Raw genomic sequence first — 17238 nt, 5'->3', positions numbered from 1 at the left:
CTGTGCCTGAAAGCGGTCCCGCACTTCGGGCCACGGCATCCCGGCTTCGCCCCCTGCCCGTGCCGGCAACGCGCAAGGCCCACCGGCAGGATTCGTCAATGCGCTTCGCCGGACTTCTGCCCGGTCTTCGGCAGACTGGCGTTCAATGCCGCCAGCTCGCCCGTTTGCAAGCTGCGCCACTCAGCCAGCGTGGCGCCCAGCGTCTTCGACAACAGCGCATAAGACGCCCGCGCATCGGCGCTGGGCTCGGCGTCCGCGCCGTCCACCGCCTGCTCCAGCTTCATCAGGTTCATCGACAGCGCGCGCAGGCTGTCGACCCGCTTCGGCGGTGCAAACATCGAATTGCGCGGATCGGGATGGGCGACCACGCCGGAGACGCCGGCAATCTTGCCGGCCAGCGTCTCGATGCGGCCGCGGGTGGCCGCATCGGCATGCGCCTCCCGTGTCTCCAACGACTTCAGCGAGGCCGTGGCGGCCTGGATGGCCTCCATCGCCTGCGTGCCGGCATCCTCGACCTGGCGGGCCAGCGCGAACTGGCGCTGATAGGCGGCCGGCGGCAGATGCACGCGCGGATCAGGCTGCACGCTCAGGGGCTGCCGCAGGCTGTGGCCGTCGACATCGAGCTCCACGCTGTACTGCCCAGGCGGCGCCCACACGCCCTCTTCTTTCCTCTGCTGGTCTGCCTTGCGGGTACCGGGCCGCGGATAGCGCAGGTTCCACACGAAGCGGTGCATGCCGGGTGCGGTGGACAGCTGCATCGGCACCGGCACCCATTCCGGCGCAATGGGCAGCTTGGCCGGATCGGGCTTGGTGGCCTTTTCCGCACTGCTGAAGCTGCGCACCACCTGACCTTGCGCATCACGCACGGTCAGCGTAACCGGGCCGCGCACGCCGGCAGGCAGCAGGTAATCGAGGATCGCGCCGTCGGGCGGGTTCGCCGCCATCGGCTCGTCCTTGGGGAACGGCGTGCCGGTGAAGCCGGCCGGGCGCACGCGGATCGCCACCGCCGGCTTGAACAGAGTGGCGATATTCGCTCGCACGTCGGCCAGCTGCCGCAGCGCGGTGACGTCGTCCATGATCCAGAAGCCGCGGCCATGGGTGGCGATCACCACGTCGTCGCCGTGCACGTCGATGTCGCGCACCGAGGTCATCGGCAGGTTCTGTTGCAACGACTGCCACTGCGCGCCGTCATCGAAGGAGACGAACAAGCCGCGCTCGGTGCCTGCATAGAGCAGGCCGCGATGCTGCGGATCCTCGCGCACCACGTTGACGAAGCTGTCGCGCGGGATGCCCGCGTCGATCCGCGTCCAGCTCTTGCCGCCGTCGACGGTGCGATAGATGTACGGCGTGTCGTCGTCGAGGCGATGGCGGTCGATCGCCAGGTAGGCCACGTTCGCGTCGAAATGCGATGGCTCGATGCCGGCCACCTTCGACCATGACGTGAGCGCCTTCGGCGTGATGCCCTGCCAGTGCGCGCCGTCGTCCGTGCTGCGCCAGACCAGGCCGTCGTCGGTGCCCACCCAAAGCGTCTTCGCGTCCAGCGGCGACGGCGCGATGCTGTAGATCACGCCGCGGCGCTTGCTCACGTGGTCGTCGTCGGCCGCGGTGGGCGCGTCGAGGTTGGGCGGAATGCCCGCATCTTCGCGGGTCAGGTCGGGGCCGATCGGTGCCCAATGGTCGCCGCCGTCGGTGGTGCGGAACAGGCGCTGGTTCGCGAAGTACAGCGTCTTGGTGCCGCGCCTGGAGAAGGTCAGCGGCAGCGTCCACGCACCACGGTAATGCGCCAGCGGATAGGCCAGCGTGGGATCGACGTCGCGTACCTGCTCGGTGCGCGTGTCGAGCTTGTCCACGGTGCCGCCATAGACGATGTCCGGATCGTCCGGGTCGGGCGCGATCATGCCGCTCTCGCCGCCGGGGGTGATCTCGTGGAACTGCTCCATGGTGATGCCGTCGCCGCCCCCGCGGCTGGGCAGCGCCACCGCACCGGAATCCTGCTGCGCGCCGTACACCCAGTACGGGAAGCGGTTGTCGGTGCTGACGTGGTAGATCTGCGCGGTGGGCTGGTTGTACCAGCTGCTCCAGGTCTTGCCGCCGTTCTGCGTGACCAGGGTGCCCTGGTCCACGCCGAGGATCTGCCGGTCGGAGTCGGTCGGGTCGATCCACAGACTGTGGAAATCGTCGCCGGTGGGGTCGCCCTTCAGCGCGATGAATTGCTTGCCGCCGTCGTCCGAGCGCAGCACGATGGTGTTCATCACGTAGACGCGGTCGGCATCCTTCGGGTCCGCCGTGATGCCGCCGAAGTACCAGCCGCGCTGCCACAGCCGCTGGTCGCCGGTGACGTGGTTCCAGTGCGCGTCGCCATCGTCGGAGCGGTAGAGGCCGCCCTCGCCCCCCGCGGCATCGACCAGCGCGTAGACGCGATCCGGCTTGGCCGGCGAGGTCGCCAGGCCGATGCGGCCGGGATGCGCGGGAAAGCCGTTGCCCTGCACCTGGCTCCAGTGCGTGCCGCCGTCGTGCGACACGTACAGGCCGCTGCCCGGCCCGTTCGAAGGCGGGTACACACTCCACGGCGGCCGGCGGGTCTGCCATAGCGCCGCATAGATCGTGGCCGGATCGCCGGGCTTGAACGCGAGGTCGATCGCGCCCGTGTCGTCGTTCCTGGACAGCACCTTGGCCCAGGTCTTGCCGCCATCGCGGCTGCGGAACACGCCACGCTCGGCATTCGGTCCGTAGGCATGGCCGAGCGCGGCCACGTAGACCACGTCCGGGTTGCGCGGATCGACCAGGATCTTGCCGATCTGGTAGCTGTCCACGAGCCCGATATGCGCCCAGTGCTGGCCGCCGTCCGTGCTCTTGTACATGCCGTTGCCGTGGGCGATGTCCGAGCGCATGTCGGCCTCGCCGCTGCCCACGTAGATCACCTTGGGGTTCGACGGCGCCAGCGCCAGCGCGCCGATCGAACCCACCGGCTCGCTGTCGAAGATCGGTTGCCAGGTGCGCCCGGCATCCTGGGTGGCCCACACGCCGCCGTCCACCGCGCCGAAATAGAAATGCCGCGCGTCGCCCGGGATGCCGGCCACTGCCAGCACGCGGCCGCCGCGGAACGGTCCGATCATCCGCCAGCGCAGCGCCTGGTAGGACGAAGGTGCCACCGTGGCCTGCGCGGCCCAAGTGACCACGGCTCCAAGGACAAGCACGGCAACACGATGCGACAGACGCATGATCGGTTTCCCCTGGGGATCGGCAAGGCGGGACTGTGGGCGTGGCGTCGCACGAGACTCAAGGGCCGGAAGTCATGGAGCCCGAGTGGGCAGGCTCCAGATGTCCAGCACGCCGCGGGTGGCATGCTCGTTGGCGTTGCCCTCGGGGAGGATGATCTCGCCCTGCAGCACGATGGGGCTGTTCCAATGCCCCGGGCCGCACGGCAGAGTGGCGACCCGCTTGCCCGAAACCGCGTCGTACACGTTCAGCCCGCCCTCGCGGGCGTAGACGAACAGCAAGCCGTCCGCCTCGAACGGACTGGTGCCGCTGCTGCGGTTCTTCCATTCTTCCCGTAGCTGGCCGTTATCCAGCTTCCAGGCCGCCGTGCCGCCGTTGTCGGCGGCGAACATCCAGGTCTGGCCGTCGTGCTGCCACACCACCGGTTGCGTGAACAGGTCGGTGCCGCTGGGCGTGGCAACGATCTGCAACTCGTGGCCCTTGTGGGGCACGCTGCCGGCGATGGCCTTGCGGCTGAGCAGGCGGATCTTGCCATCCTTGCCGCCCTGGGCGAGCAAGTCGCCGCCCAGCAGCACGGGCGAAGTCGAGCCCAGGTCGAGATCCTTGTCGTTCAATTCGTCCGTGTTGGTCGGCGCGTAGTTGCCCAGTATGTGCGTGGCGCCGGCATCGAGCTCGATCAGCGCATCGCCCCAGTCGGTCTTGCCGTTCCAGTCGGCGTTGCCGGTGGCGACGAAGATGTCGCCGCTGGCGGGATCGATCACCGCGCCCGCGCGTCCCCATATAGCGGAATCGCTTTGCGGGCACGAACTCGGTTCCAGCAATCCGCTGCGATCGCTGCACAGCGAGTTCCACACGTCGAGCAGCTTGCCGGAATGGCCGTCCAGAACGGCGACATGGCCCTGGTAGGGCGGCCGGTCGCCGATATAGCCCGCCGTCACGGCGACCACGCGACCACGGAAGAACTTCAGCGGCGAATCCATCTTCTCGCGCAGCGGCAGCCGGGTGATGGCGGTGCGCCAGACGACGTGGCCATCGTCGACGGCCAGCTTCTGGATGTAACCGTCGGGCGAGGCGGCATAGATGAATTGCCGATCGGGATCAGCCACCGGCGTGACATTGGTGATCTGCCGCGTGCCCGCCCATTGCGGGTAACCGGCCGGTGTGTACTCCCATAGCAATGTGCCGCCGTGCGCGTCGAGCGCCAGCGTCTTGCCATAAGTGGTGGTGACGAAGATCGCATCGTGGCGAGCGCCGTGGATGGCGACGCCATACAGGTAGATCGGGCTGGCGTCCACGGTGCCGTCCAGCTCGACCTGCGTGCGCACCAGCGTGGCGACGTTGGCGGCCGTGATGCCGGTGGGCTGGTCATTGGCGCTGGTGCTTTGCACGTTGCCGCCGAACATCGGCCAGTCCTGCGCCGGCACGCTCTGGGCAACCGCTGCCATGCTCGCGCCCAAGCCAAGCAGCAGGGAGACCACGATTATGGGTGTGATCCTCTTCATGGCTTCACGAACCGCAGCGTCATCCGGTCCGACTCGCCGATCGCCTGCATCGCCGCGTGTTCGCTGGCTGGGCCGGCGAGATCGGGTGGCAGGCGATGCACGTTGACGTCCTCGGGGTCCTTCGGGTTCGCGTTGACCTCCGACACGCCGCCGAGGCGGAAGCCGGTCTTGAGGCCCAGCGCGATCAGGTAGTCCTCGGGCAGGCGATGCAAGGCCTTGCTGCTTTCCTGCGCATCGGCGAACGGCTTGGCGCGGTGCTCGGTGATGCCGAACACGCCGCCGGGTTTCAGCACGTCATAGGCGGCCTTGAACACTGCGGCCAAGGCCTCGGGGCTGCGGTTGAGCCAGTCGTGGGTGTTGCGGAAGCTCACCACCATGTCGGCCGAGCCCGGTGCACCGAGCGCAACCGGCGCCGGAGGCTTGAATGGCAGCACCTTGGCGAAATGGCCGAACACCGCCGGATCGGCCTGCATCCGTTTCATGAAGGCGGGCGACGGCGACGGTGCCTCGACCAGATGGCCATGCTCACGCAGGAACGGCGCGAGGATCTCGGTGTACCAGCCACCGGCCGGCGCCAGCTCGACCACGGTCATGTCCGGCCGGATGCCGAAGAACTGCAGCGTCTCGACCGGATGGCGGTAGCGGTCGCGTGCCTTGTTCGCGGCGGAACGCCAACTGCCGTCCACTACCTTCTGCAAGGCCGCCGTGTCGCCCGATGACGCAGGGGCGGGCGATGCCTGGACCAGGCCGGGCAGCAGCGCTGCGACCAGCACGATCAGCAATCTGCGGATTCGAGGCGACATGACGCGGCCCTCCGGATGCGGAACGCCCAGCCTACTCCCGCCAGCGCGCCGCCGTGTCGAGATCGCGTCACGGCCAAGCGTCTGGCCTATGGCGGTGCGGCCGGGAATGCGCGATAAGCACGCACTCCCCTTCCGCGCCCCACTCACGATGCCACGTCACGCCGCCCTGCCCCTCGCCCTTGCCGTCGCCCTCGCGCTGGCCGCCTTCACGGCAGCCGCCCAGCAAACCGACACGTCATCGAGCAACCGCACGCTCTCGCCGCAGTCGATCACCAACCTGCCGCGCATCGACGTGCACGCCTACGACTGGCGCCGGTACGTGGCGGCCAAGCTCAAGCACCAGATGGCGGAAGTGGCCGGCACGAAGATCACCGTGACCAAGAAGACCACGGTCATCCACCTCGACCTGCAGCCCACGGTGATCGACAACAACCTGCAGCAATTGCTGGCGCGCGCGCCGGGCGTGCTGGTCTCGCAGCAACCCACGCCCACCCAGTTCAACCTCAGCTATCGCGGCCTCGGCAATCCGCAGGAATCGGAATACGTGCTGGTGATGCAGGACGGCATTCCGCTGGAGAGCGACTGGATCGGTTTCCCCACCCTGTATGCGATGCCGTTGGCGCAAAGCCTGTCCGAAGTGCAGCTGATCCGCGGCGGTTCCAGCCTGCTGTACGGGCCGGAACCGGCGCCGGTCATCAACCTGGTCACGCAGCGGCCGCAACCCGGCACGCCATTCTCCGCCAGCACCGAGCAGGTGGTGGGCAATCACGGTCTGTATTCCACCTACAACGTGGTCGAAGGCAGCCACGGCGCGTGGACGTTCCGTGCCGACGCCGCCTATGTGCGCAGTGACGGCACCCGACCGAACGCGCAATCGCAGATGCGTCAGGGCGACTTCTACCTGGAATATCGCCCCAGCGCGAAAAACGTCTGGTGGCTGGACCTGCATGCGATTGCCGCCGATTCCGGCGACGCCGGCCGGCTCAGCTATCCGCAATGGCAGGCCGATCCGCGCGCCACGCCGACGCCGTGGAACCGCGACTGGGTGGATCGCGACCAGCTCGTGCTGGGCCACTCTCGCGAGTTCGGCGACGGTTGGCGACTCACCGGCAAACTGTGGTTCGCGTACCAGGACCTCGCCAGCCGCGCAGCGAACGGCGCGCTCGGGCCGCAGCCGCCGCCAGCCAGCACCACGCTGCAGGACGAGCAGTTCCGCACCCAGGGGCTGGACTTGCGCGTGCGCAAGGCCTGGGGCCACGGCAACGCGTTCACCGCGGGCACGGTGCTGTTCCATGGCAACGATCCGTTCCGCCAGTGGAGCAGCCCCGACCTCTACGTCGATCGCTTCGACCGCAGCGGCACGCCGCGCCTGCGCCAGGCGCGCAGCTCGGACTACGCCGCGGTGTTCGCCGAGAACGTGTTCCGCCTGCCGCACGAGATCCACATCGTGCCCTCGGTGCGGCTGGAGCGCGAACGCGTGGCGGTGGACGAGACGGTGCGCCCGCCCTTCCTCAGCCGCCCGCTGATCCACGAGGCCGACGCGCGCACCGTGCCGCTGTTCGGGCTGGGCATCGGCAACGACTTCGGCCACGGCAACGAGACCTATCTCAACGTGTCGCAGGGCTGGCGGCCGCTGCGCTACTTCGACATGGCCTCGCCGTTCGCGAACATCGTGCCCGGCCACGCGCCCGACCCGTCGAAATCGCTGTCGTGGGAAGCCGGCGTGCACGGCGTGCCCGTCACCGGCCTGTACTACGACGCCAGTGTGTTCTGGATCGACTTCCGCAATCGCATCGAGGCGCAGCACATCAACGCCACCGACGTGATCGAGGTGAACACCGGCGACACCCGCAGCCGCGGCTTCGAGGGCGAGCTCGACTACGACTTTCTTGCGCCCACCGCGCGGGCCGCGCATGGCGAGCACCTGGAGGCGTTCGCCAGCGTGAGCCTGCTAGCCGCGAAGTTCACCGCCAGCACGATTCCCGGCCAAGTCGGCAAGGTGCCCGCCTACGCGCCGCGCTACCTCGCCAAGGCCGGCCTCACCTGGCGCGTGGAGCAGCGCGTGAAGCTCAGCCTCACCGCGGTCTCCGCGGCAGCGCAGTACTGGCAGGATTCCGACCAGCCGCTGGGCAGCGGCGCCAGCTACCTGCCCGCGCGCATTCCGGCCTACACCGTGATCGACGTGGCCGGCGACTGGCAGCTCAACCCTCGCGTGAAACTGCTGGCCGGCATCAGCAACCTCGCCGACCGTCGCTACTACGACCGCGTGTGGCAGACCGGGCTGGAACCCGCCTACGGGCGCTCCTGGTACACCGGTGTGCAACTGAAACTCTGAGGACATGAAAACCCGCACGGGCCGTGTCGATTCCACGGTCCGCCGTTCGTCGTACCTGTGAGAGCGCCAACGGGGCAAGCTCGACCCACCGGAGAAACGACGATGCGCTGCATGGTGATCGTGAAAGCGGACAAGGACAGCGAAGCCGGCGTGCTGCCGGACACTGGGCTGTTCGAGGCGATGGGCAAGTACAACGAGGAGCTGGTGAAGGCCGGCGTGATGCTGGCCGGCGACGGGCTGAAGCCCAGCGCCAGCGGCGCGCGCGTGCGCTTCGACGGCAGGCAGCGCACGGTGATCGACGGCCCGTTCGCCGAGAGCAAGGAGCTGGTCGCCGGTTTCTGGCTGTGGCAGGTGAAGTCGCTGGCCGAGGCGGTCGAGTGGCTCAAGCGCGCCCCGTTCGATGGCGGCACCGAGGTGGAGATCCGCCCGCTGTACGAGGCCGAGGACTTCGCCGACACGCTCACCCCCGAACTGCGCGAGCGAGGGGAACGACTGCGCGCGCAGCTCGGCAACAACCACTGATACCTTCCACCATCCAGCGGAGAACCGCCATGCAGCTCGTCGCCTACCTCCTCTTCGACGGCAATGCCGAAGAAGCCTTCGATTTCTACGCCCGCTGCCTCGGCGGCAAGGTCACCCGGCTCTCGCGCTTCGGCGAGGCACCGCCGGAGATGCCGATGCCGCCCGAGATGCGCGACAAGGTCATGCATATCCGGCTGGAGGTCGGCGACGCGGTGTTGATGGCCTCGGACGCGATGTCGTCGATGGGCCCCTACGAGCCGATCAAGAGCTGCTCGGTCGCGATCCAGCTCGACGCACCGGCGGAAGCGGAGCGCATCTTCCACGCGCTGGCGGAGGGCGGCACGGTGCAGATGCCGATCGGCGAGACCTTCTGGTCCGCGCGCTTCGGCATGCTGGTGGATCGCTACGGGGTGCCGTGGATGGTCAACTGCCCGCCCGCGCAATGACGCCGCCCATCCCGAAGCATGGAGACCGAAATGCGAAAACTCAGGATCATGGAACACATCTCGCTGGACGGCGTGATCCAGCACTCCGACGACGACGACGGCTTCCCCTACGCCGACTGGACCGCGCCTTATCGCACACCGGCGGGCCGGGATGAACTCTTCGCCGCACACGGCGGACGCTTCGACCTGCTGCTCGGCCGTCGCACCTACGACATGTGGTCGGGCTTCTGGCCCAAGGCGCCGAGCAGTCCGATGGCGGATGCCCTCAATGCGGCGACCAAACATGTCGCCACCCACCGACCGGAAAGCCTGGCATGGGGGCCGTTCGTCGGCCTTGGGCCGGACCTTGTCGCGGACGTGCGCCGCATCAAGTCGCAGGACGGCCCGGACCTGATCCTCTGGGGCAGTTCCACGCTGACCTCGGCGCTGCTCGAACACGGGCTGGCGGACGAAGTCCTGCTGGTCGTCTATCCGGTCCTGCTGGGCACCGGCAAGCGCTTCTTTGCCGAGGGCACCCCGCCACGCTCGTTCGATCTCGTCGGCTCGAAAGCCCTGCCGTCCGGCATCATCCTCACGACCTACAAGGCCACCGGGTCCTTGAAGACCGGCTAGCCGCGCCTTTTCCAGACATGTCGACCGGAGACGAACATGGCAAACGAACCCGAAGTCAAAGGACCCGCCTCGTACTTTCCTTCCATCGAGAAGACCTACGGCAAGCCCGTGGCGCACTGGTTCAAGATTCTCGACTCGGTAAAAGACAAGAAACACATGGAGCAAGTCGCTTTTCTCAAGACCGGGCACAAGCTCGGCCATGGTCATGCCAACGCGCTTGTCGGCCACTACCGAACCAGACAGCAGGCCTGACATCAAACCGGCGGACGCCGAATCGGCACCGCCGATTCCTTGCCCTCCGACGACGCGGCTTCGCCCGTGAATACCCGACCTTGGCTGCTCCCCTTGCCGCCACGGAACGATGATGGTCTGATCGGTCGCCATGACGGCGACCGACACCCATCGCAGCATCGATGCCATCTGGCGGATCGAATCGGCACGGATCATCGCCGGGCTCGCGCGCATGCTGCGCGACGTGGGCCTGGCCGAGGAACTGGCGCAGGACGCGCTGGTGACCGCACTGGAGCAGTGGCCGCAGACCGGCGTGCCGGACAACCCCGGTGCCTGGCTGATGACCACGGCGAAACACCGCGCGATCGACCGCCTGCGCCGCCACCAGCTGATGGAGCGCAAGCACGAGGAGATCGCCCGCGAGCTGGAGGCCGAACAAGCCGATGCCATGCCCCGTTTCGACGCCATGCTTGACGACGACATCGGCGACGATCTGCTGCGGCTGATCTTCACCGCCTGCCATCCCGCGCTGCCCGCCGAATCGCGGGTGGCGCTCACCCTGCGCCTGCTGGGCGGCCTCAGCACCGTCGAGATCGCCCGCGCCTTCCTGCAGCCGGAGCCGACCATCGCGCAGCGCATCGTGCGCGCCAAGCGCACGCTGGCCGACAAGCAGGTGCCGTTCGAGGTGCCGCGCGGCGAGGAACTGGCCGAACGGCTGGATGCCGTGCTCGGCGTGATCTACCTGGTCTTCAACGAGGGCTACACCGCCACCGCCGGCGACGACTGGATGCGCCCCGCGTTGTGCGAGGAAGCGCTGCGGCTGGGCCGCATCCTCGCCGGGCTGATGCCGCGACAGGCGCCGGTGTTCGGTCTGCTCGCGCTGATGGAACTGCAGGCCTCGCGCACGCATGCGCGCAGCGGCCCGGGCGGCGAACCGATCCGGCTGCTGGAACAGAACCGTGCGCGCTGGGATCGGCTGCTGATCCAACGCGGCCTCGCGGCACTGGAGCGCGCGCAGCAGCTGGGCGGCGGGACGGAACCCTATACCTTGCAGGCCGCGATCGCCGCCTGCCACGCCCGCGCAGCCGTCGCGGAACAGACCGACTGGAACCGCATCGCCGCGCTGTACGCCGCGCTCGCCGCCGTCGCACCTTCGCCGGTGGTGGAACTCAACCGCGCGGTGGCGGTGGCGATGGCCAGCGGCCCGGCCGCGGGCCTCGCCCTGGTCGACGCGCTGCGCGACGAACCCCTGCTCGCGAACTACCACCTGCTGCCCGCCGTACGTGGCGATCTGCTGGAAAAGCTCGATCGCCACGACGAAGCCCGCGCCGAATTCGAGCGCGCCGTCGCGCTCACCCGCAACGCACGCGAGCGCGAGCTGCTTCGTACGCGAGCCGCGACTTGCGCACAGCACACGACGACCGGCTGAGCGAGTCGCATCGCGCAACGCAAGATTTCACGCGCGCAGCGCATGCCTCCCGGCACCTGCAATCGCGTGGCGCCGGCAGTATCTTCGGCGCCTGTCCCGCTTCGAGGTCTTGCCATGTCGCTGCGTCGTGCCGTGGGTCCGCTGCTCGTCTTCGCCTGCCTGCTGTCGCCTGCAGTTCCCTCGTTCGCGGCGGCCGACACGCCGCCGCCGGCACCTGCCGCCGGCGCGCTGGAATGGCGGCTGGTCGGCCCGTTCCGCGGCGGCTGGGCCACGATGGCCGAAGGCGTGCCTGCGCAGCCCGACACCTTCTACATCGGCACCGCGGGCGGTGGCGTGTGGAAGACCACCGACGCCGGTCGCACCTGGCATCCACTGATGGATCAGGTGCCGACTGCCGCGATCGGTGCGCTCGCCGTGGCGCCGTCGAACCCCAACGTGATCTACGCCGGCAGCGGCCAGGTCGCCGCGCGCTACGACGTTGCCGCAGGCAACGGCGTGTACCGCTCCGACGACGGCGGCAAGAGCTGGCGGCACCTGGGGCTGGACGACAGCAAGCACATCGGCAAGATCCTGGTCGACCCGCAGCATCCGGACACCGTGCTGGTCGGCGCGCTCGGCCACTACTTCGGGCCGAACCACGAGCGCGGCGTGTTCCGTTCCACCGACGGCGGCAAGACCTGGAAGCAGACGCTGTTCGTGGACGAGAACACCGGCATCGTGGACATGGCCGCCGATCCGGCGCACCCGAACGTGGTCTACGCGGCGGCATGGCAAGTGCGCAACTGGCCGTGGCTGTCGTACTACCAGCCCAATGCGGGGCCGGGCAGCGGCTTGTACAAATCCACCGACGGTGGCGTCACCTGGCAGCGCCTGGCCGGCCAGGGTTGGCCCAGCGGCGAGCTCGCCCGCATCGGCCTCACCACCGCGCGCGGCAACCGCGTCTATGCGGTGGTGAACGACGCCGCGCATCCGGAGCAGAGCGGCCTCTACCGCTCCGACGACGGCGGCGCCACGTGGCAGGCGCAGAGTCACGCCGACTGGCTGCCGAACGATTACTTCAGCCGCATCACCGTCGATCCCAGCGATCCCGATCGCGTGTACTCGGCCGGCCAGTCGATCCGCCGCTCCGACGATGGCGGCAAGACCTGGCACGTCATCAAGGGCGCACCCGGCGGCGACGACTACCACTACCTGTGGATCGACCCGCGCGACACCCAGCGCATGATCACCGCCAGCGACCAGGGCGCGGTGGTCACCGTCAACGGCGGCAAGAGCTGGAGCAGCTGGTACAACCAGCCCACCGCCCAGCTCTACCACCTGGGCGCCGACAACCAGTTCCCGTACTGGATCTACGCCGGCCAGCAGGATTCCGGCACCGTGGGCATCGCCAGCCGCAGCGATTACGGCGCGATCTCCTTCCGCGACTGGAACCCGGTGGGCGGCGACGAGCGCGACTACGACCTGCCCTACCCGGGCGACCCCGGCATCGTGTTCGGCTCCGGCCTCGGCGGCCGCGTCTCGCGCTGGAACCGCAGCACCGGCGTGGTGCAGAACGTCACGCCGTGGCCGGTGAACAGCTACGGCCAGCGCGCCACCGACTTCAAGTACCATTACACCTGGATCACCCCGATCGCGTTCTCGGCGAAGCCGCCGTATGCGTTGTACATGGGCGCGCAAGTGCTGTTCCGCAGCACCGACCAGGGCCAGCACTGGAGCGTGATCAGCCCCGAGTTGAACGGCAAGCAGGCCGGCGCGCAGAACTGCAAGGGCAAGCCCACGCCGCAGGAGGCGCGCGACTGCGGCTACGGCGTGATCTTCACCATCGCGCCCTCGCCGCGCGGCAACGACGAGATCTGGATCGGCACCGACGACGGCCTGGTGCAGCTCACCCGCGACGGCGGCAAGCGCTGGCAGAACGTCACGCCCAAGGGCTTGCCGATGTGGGGCAAGGTCAGCTCGATCGATGTCTCGGCGCTGCAGCCCGGCACCGCCTACGTCACGGTGGACAACCATCGCCAGGCCGACTTCACCCCACATGCGTGGCGTACCCGCGACTACGGCGTGCACTGGACCGACATCGCCGCCGGCTTGCCCAGCCAGGATTTCGTCAGCGTGGTGCGCGCCGATCCGCGTAAGGCGGGGTTGCTCTACGCCGGCACCGATCGTGGCGTGTACGTCTCCACCGATGACGGCGCGCACTGGGCCTCGCTGCAGCGCAACCTGCCCACTGCCTGGGTGCGCGACCTGCTGGTGCACGGCGACGACCTCGTCGCCGCCACCCAGGGCCGCGCGATCTGGATCCTCGACGACGTGAGCCCGTTGCGCCAGGCCGGCACCGCGGCCGCCGCGCAGCTGTACGCGCCGGCGCCGGCGATCCGCGTGCGCGCGAACGAGAACAAGGACACCCCGCTGCCGCCCGGCACGCCGCTGGGCACCAATCCGCCCACCGGCGCGATCATCGACTATCGCCTCGCGCACGCGGCGCACGGCCCGGTCACGCTCAGCATCTACGACGACAAGGGCCAGCTGGTGCGTCGCTATGCCAGCGACGATCGCCCCGCGCCGCTTGACGCCGAGCGCTACTTCGAGAAAGGCTGGCTGGGCTCGCCGCAACAGATCTCCACTGATGCCGGCATGCACCGCTTCGTTTGGAACCTGCGCTACCCGCGCCCGCATGCGATCGAATACGGCTACAGCATCGCCGCCACCTGGGACAGCGATACTCCGCTCACGCCGGAAGGCCCGCTGGTGCTGCCCGGCAACTACCAGGTGGTGCTGCACGCGGACGGCAAGGACTACCGCGCCCCGCTCAGCGTGACGATGGACCCGCGCGAACACGTGGCCACCGCCGACCTCGCCGCCGGCCTCGCGTTCTCGCGCCGCATCGGCGACACGCTGGAAAAGGTCTGGAGCAACTACGGCGAGGTGCAGTCGCTGCGCAAGCAGTTGGACGCATTGCACGCGAAGCTGGCGGGCGACGCCGCCCGCAAGCCCTTGCTGGCCGCGGTCGACGCACTGGATGCGAAGACCAAACCGCTGGTCAGCGGCAGCGGCGAGTACGCCTCGAATCTGCACGCGATGAGCGACGCGCTCACCGCCATCGCCACCGATGTCGAGGGCGCCGACCGTGCACCCACGGACGGCCAGCAACAGGCCTTGGCCGAATACGACGCCAACCTCGGCAAGGCGCTGGCGCAGTGGCAATCGATCCGTGACAGCGACCTGCCACAGCTCGACCGCCAGCTTCAAGCAGCGCACGTGCCCGCGGTGACGCTGGCGGCGGCCAAGCCTACGCAACCCGACGGCGACGATGACGCCGACATGCCGTAGCGCGTCCGCGCCGCGACACGCCACAAGCAAAAGAGCCGCCCGATGGGCGGCCCTTTTGCTTGGCGGCGGCGAAACTCAGAACTGGCTGTCGTCGGCAGGCGCGGCATCCGCTTCGTTCGATTCGGCCTCGCCTTCCTTCTTCTTGCCCAGCGCCGATTCCAGCGCACCCGCGCCCTTGAAGCCGGCGACGGCCGCGATGCCCTTCGTCAGCAGCCCTGCATTCGGATCGAGCTTCTCGGCGCCTTCGACAGCAGCCACGGCACCGGCGACTTCACCCAGGGTATCGAGAATTCCCATGACGACCTCCCTCGTTGGTTGGAGTGCCGAGCATGTGATCGGGCGCGTTACGGGCGAATGAATCCGGACGCAAGTTCAATCGCCGAAAACTTGCGGAAACATGGCGAGCCGTGCCGGAGCGCGACACAACCCTGGTGCATCATCGAGGCTGCCGCGCACCGCAATCCGCCGCGAAGGACATGAGCCGACCTTCATCGTTCCTTCCGGTTTGCATCACAGTTTGATGCATCCGATCCATGTACGGCGCTCGACGGCACCATACTGAAACAGGACGATGATCCGATTCGGACATCGTTCCAGGATGCGCTCGGCGCATGCATGCCAGCCCGGTTCCCGATGCGCCATGAGCCGCGATTTCTGGCCTGGTCGCACGACATGGCAGTTCTCGAATTGACGGACAAGCTGGCGCTCCGAATCCGCCCAGTCACGAGAAGGCCATAGCCATGAAAGCATGCCGCCCGACAAGGTTCCTGTTCAGCGCGTTGTTTGCGCTCGTCGCCTCCAGCGTCATCAGCAATGTCCGCGCATCCACGGCAAGTCCGATCGGGCAGCAGGATGCGGCAGCGGTGCACAGGGAGGCCGGCACATTCCGACAAGCCTCGGCCACGACGCCGAGCGACACAGGGAAGTTTCGTTCGCTGTCCGCTGCGGCCGCAAGCAGCGGCGTGATCCCCCGCTACGACCACGTGCTGATCGTCGTCATGGAGAACGCCAGCATCGACAGCATCGTGGGCAATACCAAGGACGCGCCCTACATCAACTCGCTGCTTGCCGACAGCGCGTACTTCACGCAATCCCATGCGGTGACGCACCCGAGCCAGCCGAACTACCTGGCCCTGTTTTCCGGCTCCACCCAGGGCATCACCGACGACAGCTGTCCGCACACGTTCGACACGGACAACCTCGGCCGTCAGCTGATGGCCGCCGGCTACAGCTTCGCCAGCTACTCGGAGACGATGCCGTCGACCGGATACACCGGCTGCGCGTACGGGGCTTCCGGCTACGCGAGGCGACACGACCCGTGGGTGAACTTCAGCAACATTCCGCCGTCGACGAACCTGCCCTACACCGCGTTCCCGAGCGACCTGGCCCAGTTGCCGACCGTGTCGTTCGTGATCCCCAACCTGTGCGACGACATGCACGACTGCCCCGTCGCGGTCGGCGACAGCTGGCTGAGTTCGCACATCGGCAGCTACATCGCCTGGGCAAAGACCCACAACAGCCTGCTGATCCTGACCTGGGATGAAGACGACGACCCAAGCCTGGGCAACCGCATCATCACGCTGTTTGCCGGCGCGAACATCAAGCCGGGGACCTATGCGGAGCCGATCGATCACTACAGCGTGCTGCGGACGCTGGAAGACATGTACGGCCTCGCCGCACTCGGCAATGCCTCGGCCGCCACGCCGATCACCGACGTCTGGAGCCCGGCCGCGCTCGACTTCGGCATCAGCACGTCGCCGGCATCGCTCGGCATGAGCCAGGGCTCGCAAGCCGGCGTCGCGGTCACCGCCACCGGCTTCAACGGCTTCGACGCGACGGTCGATCTCTCCATCAGCGGGCTCCCCAGCGGCGTGACAGCGACGTTCTCCCCCGCATCGCTGGTGCCCGCGAACGACGGCAGCGCCAGCTCCGCGCTCACGCTGTCGGCAACGCCGACGGCCGCCATCGGCAGCGCGACAGTCACCGTGACCGGCGTCGCCGGCGCGCTCAGCCACAACAGCTCCATCCATCTCACCGTCAATCCGCCCGCCGGCGTGACGTACTGGGCCCGCAGCGTCAATTCCGGCCTGGTCGTGGACGATCCCGAAAGCTCCACCACCAGCGACACGCAGCTGATCCAGTATCCGAGGACCGGTCACGACAACCAGAAATGGCGGCTTACGCCGAATGCCGACGGCTCGTGGACGATGACGAACGTGGTGAGCGGACTATGCATGGCCGCCGTGAACGCCTCGACCTCCGCTCGCGCGGCCGTGGTCCAGGCAAGCTGCACGGGCGGCGCCGAACAGCAATGGCAGCCGCAGCCCGCGGGCAGTGGCAGCGAGCTGGTCAACCGGAACAGCGGCCTGTGCCTCGATGTCGCCAATGGGTCGACCGCGCGGCGCGCTCCGCTCATCCAGTACCCGTGCCACGGGGGCGCCAACCAGCAGTGGACCTTGTTGCAGGCGAACTGACGACGCTCCGTCGAAAGCGGCGCAGGCAGGCGGGCCGCAGGTGCAATCGAGGTTCGCCGCACGATCTGCAGCGAGCGCCGGCGCCTGTTCATCCAACCGGCATCAGCGATGCGCGCATGAGCGCCACCGACGCCTCGCGACCGGCTTCAACAGGCACGTGGGCGGAAGCAGGCGATGCGACCGAGCGGCGTTGTCGGGCCTTGCCATGCTTCGACGAGACACATCCGGTGCGGGCACCGGGCACGCATTGATCGCACAAGCGATCACGTGCACGCGCAACCGACGGCTCGCACCATCCGCGCAAACGGGAGCCACACAAGATCCCTCCGATCGAG

General features: G+C 68.2%; 12 protein-coding genes. 8 read left to right on the top strand and 4 right to left on the bottom strand.

Annotated features, from left to right (window positions below; genetic code table 11):
- Positions 1-95: 95 nt before the first annotated feature.
- The 3 genes from B0E52_RS15850 to B0E52_RS15840 all read right to left on the bottom strand — a co-directional run bounded on the left by B0E52_RS15850 (position 96) and on the right by B0E52_RS15840 (position 5524).
- A complete protein-coding gene (locus tag B0E52_RS15850) occupies positions 96-3221 on the bottom strand; it encodes a hypothetical protein (protein WP_077485402.1) in 3126 nt (1041 codons plus the stop codon).
- A gap of 72 nt (positions 3222-3293) precedes the next feature.
- On the bottom strand, positions 3294-4664 hold the full coding sequence (locus B0E52_RS15845; RefSeq protein ID WP_168174208.1) for a PQQ-binding-like beta-propeller repeat protein: 1371 nt from the start codon (positions 4662-4664) through the stop codon (positions 3294-3296).
- Positions 4665-4717: 53 nt separating this feature from the next.
- The gene (locus B0E52_RS15840; protein ID WP_077485399.1) at positions 4718-5524 is read right to left on the bottom strand and encodes a class I SAM-dependent methyltransferase; all 807 of its coding nucleotides are present in this window, start codon (positions 5522-5524) and stop codon (positions 4718-4720) included.
- Between the two features lie 148 nt (positions 5525-5672).
- Between B0E52_RS15840 and B0E52_RS15835 the strand changes: the two genes are divergently transcribed.
- The 7 genes from B0E52_RS15835 to B0E52_RS15805 all read left to right on the top strand — a co-directional run bounded on the left by B0E52_RS15835 (position 5673) and on the right by B0E52_RS15805 (position 14429).
- Positions 5673-7859 (top strand): TonB-dependent receptor, encoded by a 2187-nt coding sequence (locus B0E52_RS15835; protein WP_168174207.1) that lies wholly within the window; start codon positions 5673-5675, stop codon positions 7857-7859.
- Positions 7860-7961: 102 nt separating this feature from the next.
- A complete protein-coding gene (locus B0E52_RS15830) occupies positions 7962-8381 on the top strand; it encodes a YciI family protein (RefSeq protein WP_077485395.1) in 420 nt (139 codons plus the stop codon).
- Between the two features lie 29 nt (positions 8382-8410).
- Positions 8411-8827: a VOC family protein gene (locus B0E52_RS15825; protein ID WP_077485394.1), complete on the top strand. Its 417-nt coding sequence runs from the start codon at positions 8411-8413 to the stop codon at positions 8825-8827.
- Between the two features lie 18 nt (positions 8828-8845).
- A complete protein-coding gene (locus B0E52_RS15820; protein ID WP_254426835.1) occupies positions 8846-9439 on the top strand; it encodes a dihydrofolate reductase family protein in 594 nt (197 codons plus the stop codon).
- Between the two features lie 36 nt (positions 9440-9475).
- Positions 9476-9691 (top strand): DUF4287 domain-containing protein, encoded by a 216-nt coding sequence (locus tag B0E52_RS15815; protein ID WP_077485392.1) that lies wholly within the window; start codon positions 9476-9478, stop codon positions 9689-9691.
- Positions 9692-9821: 130 nt separating this feature from the next.
- On the top strand, positions 9822-11099 hold the full coding sequence (locus B0E52_RS15810) for an RNA polymerase sigma factor (RefSeq protein WP_077485391.1): 1278 nt from the start codon (positions 9822-9824) through the stop codon (positions 11097-11099).
- 114 nt (positions 11100-11213) lie between these two features.
- Positions 11214-14429, top strand: coding sequence for an exo-alpha-sialidase (locus tag B0E52_RS15805; protein ID WP_077485389.1), 3216 nt, complete (start codon positions 11214-11216; stop codon positions 14427-14429).
- A 75-nt stretch (positions 14430-14504) separates the two neighbouring features.
- Here B0E52_RS15805 and B0E52_RS15800 read toward each other — a convergent pair whose 3' ends face one another.
- Positions 14505-14726, bottom strand: coding sequence for a hypothetical protein (locus B0E52_RS15800; RefSeq protein ID WP_077485388.1), 222 nt, complete (start codon positions 14724-14726; stop codon positions 14505-14507).
- Positions 14727-15169: 443 nt separating this feature from the next.
- On the opposite strand from B0E52_RS15800, the gene B0E52_RS15795 reads away from it, so the two are divergent.
- Positions 15170-16903: an alkaline phosphatase family protein gene (locus B0E52_RS15795; protein ID WP_077485386.1), complete on the top strand. Its 1734-nt coding sequence runs from the start codon at positions 15170-15172 to the stop codon at positions 16901-16903.
- Positions 16904-17238 lie beyond the last annotated feature (335 nt).

It is taken from the genome of Rhodanobacter sp. C06 (genome assembly GCF_002001105.1).
In the GTDB taxonomy this organism is placed as follows: domain Bacteria; phylum Pseudomonadota; class Gammaproteobacteria; order Xanthomonadales; family Rhodanobacteraceae; genus Rhodanobacter_A.
The sequence above is the reverse complement of the archived record's forward strand: the minus strand, read 5'-3'. Positions and strand labels throughout refer to the sequence as shown.

Bases quoted from the DNA above. Each gene is read 5' to 3' on its own strand.
- B0E52_RS15820 (WP_254426835.1), top strand. From the start codon at position 8,846: ATGGAGACCGAAATGCGAAAACTCAGGATCATGGAACACATCTCGCTG.
- B0E52_RS15850 (WP_077485402.1), bottom strand. From the start codon at position 3,221: ATGCGTCTGTCGCATCGTGTTGCCGTGCTTGTCCTTGGAGCCGTGGTC.
- B0E52_RS15805 (WP_077485389.1), top strand. From the start codon at position 11,214: ATGTCGCTGCGTCGTGCCGTGGGTCCGCTGCTCGTCTTCGCCTGCCTG.
- B0E52_RS15825 (WP_077485394.1), top strand. From the start codon at position 8,411: ATGCAGCTCGTCGCCTACCTCCTCTTCGACGGCAATGCCGAAGAAGCC.
- B0E52_RS15815 (WP_077485392.1), top strand. From the start codon at position 9,476: ATGGCAAACGAACCCGAAGTCAAAGGACCCGCCTCGTACTTTCCTTCC.
- B0E52_RS15845 (WP_168174208.1), bottom strand. From the start codon at position 4,664: ATGGCAGCGGTTGCCCAGAGCGTGCCGGCGCAGGACTGGCCGATGTTC.
- B0E52_RS15830 (WP_077485395.1), top strand. From the start codon at position 7,962: ATGCGCTGCATGGTGATCGTGAAAGCGGACAAGGACAGCGAAGCCGGC.
- B0E52_RS15835 (WP_168174207.1), top strand. From the start codon at position 5,673: ATGCCACGTCACGCCGCCCTGCCCCTCGCCCTTGCCGTCGCCCTCGCG.
- B0E52_RS15810 (WP_077485391.1), top strand. From the start codon at position 9,822: ATGACGGCGACCGACACCCATCGCAGCATCGATGCCATCTGGCGGATC.
- B0E52_RS15840 (WP_077485399.1), bottom strand. From the start codon at position 5,524: ATGTCGCCTCGAATCCGCAGATTGCTGATCGTGCTGGTCGCAGCGCTG.
- B0E52_RS15800 (WP_077485388.1), bottom strand. From the start codon at position 14,726: ATGGGAATTCTCGATACCCTGGGTGAAGTCGCCGGTGCCGTGGCTGCT.
- B0E52_RS15795 (WP_077485386.1), top strand. From the start codon at position 15,170: ATGAAAGCATGCCGCCCGACAAGGTTCCTGTTCAGCGCGTTGTTTGCG.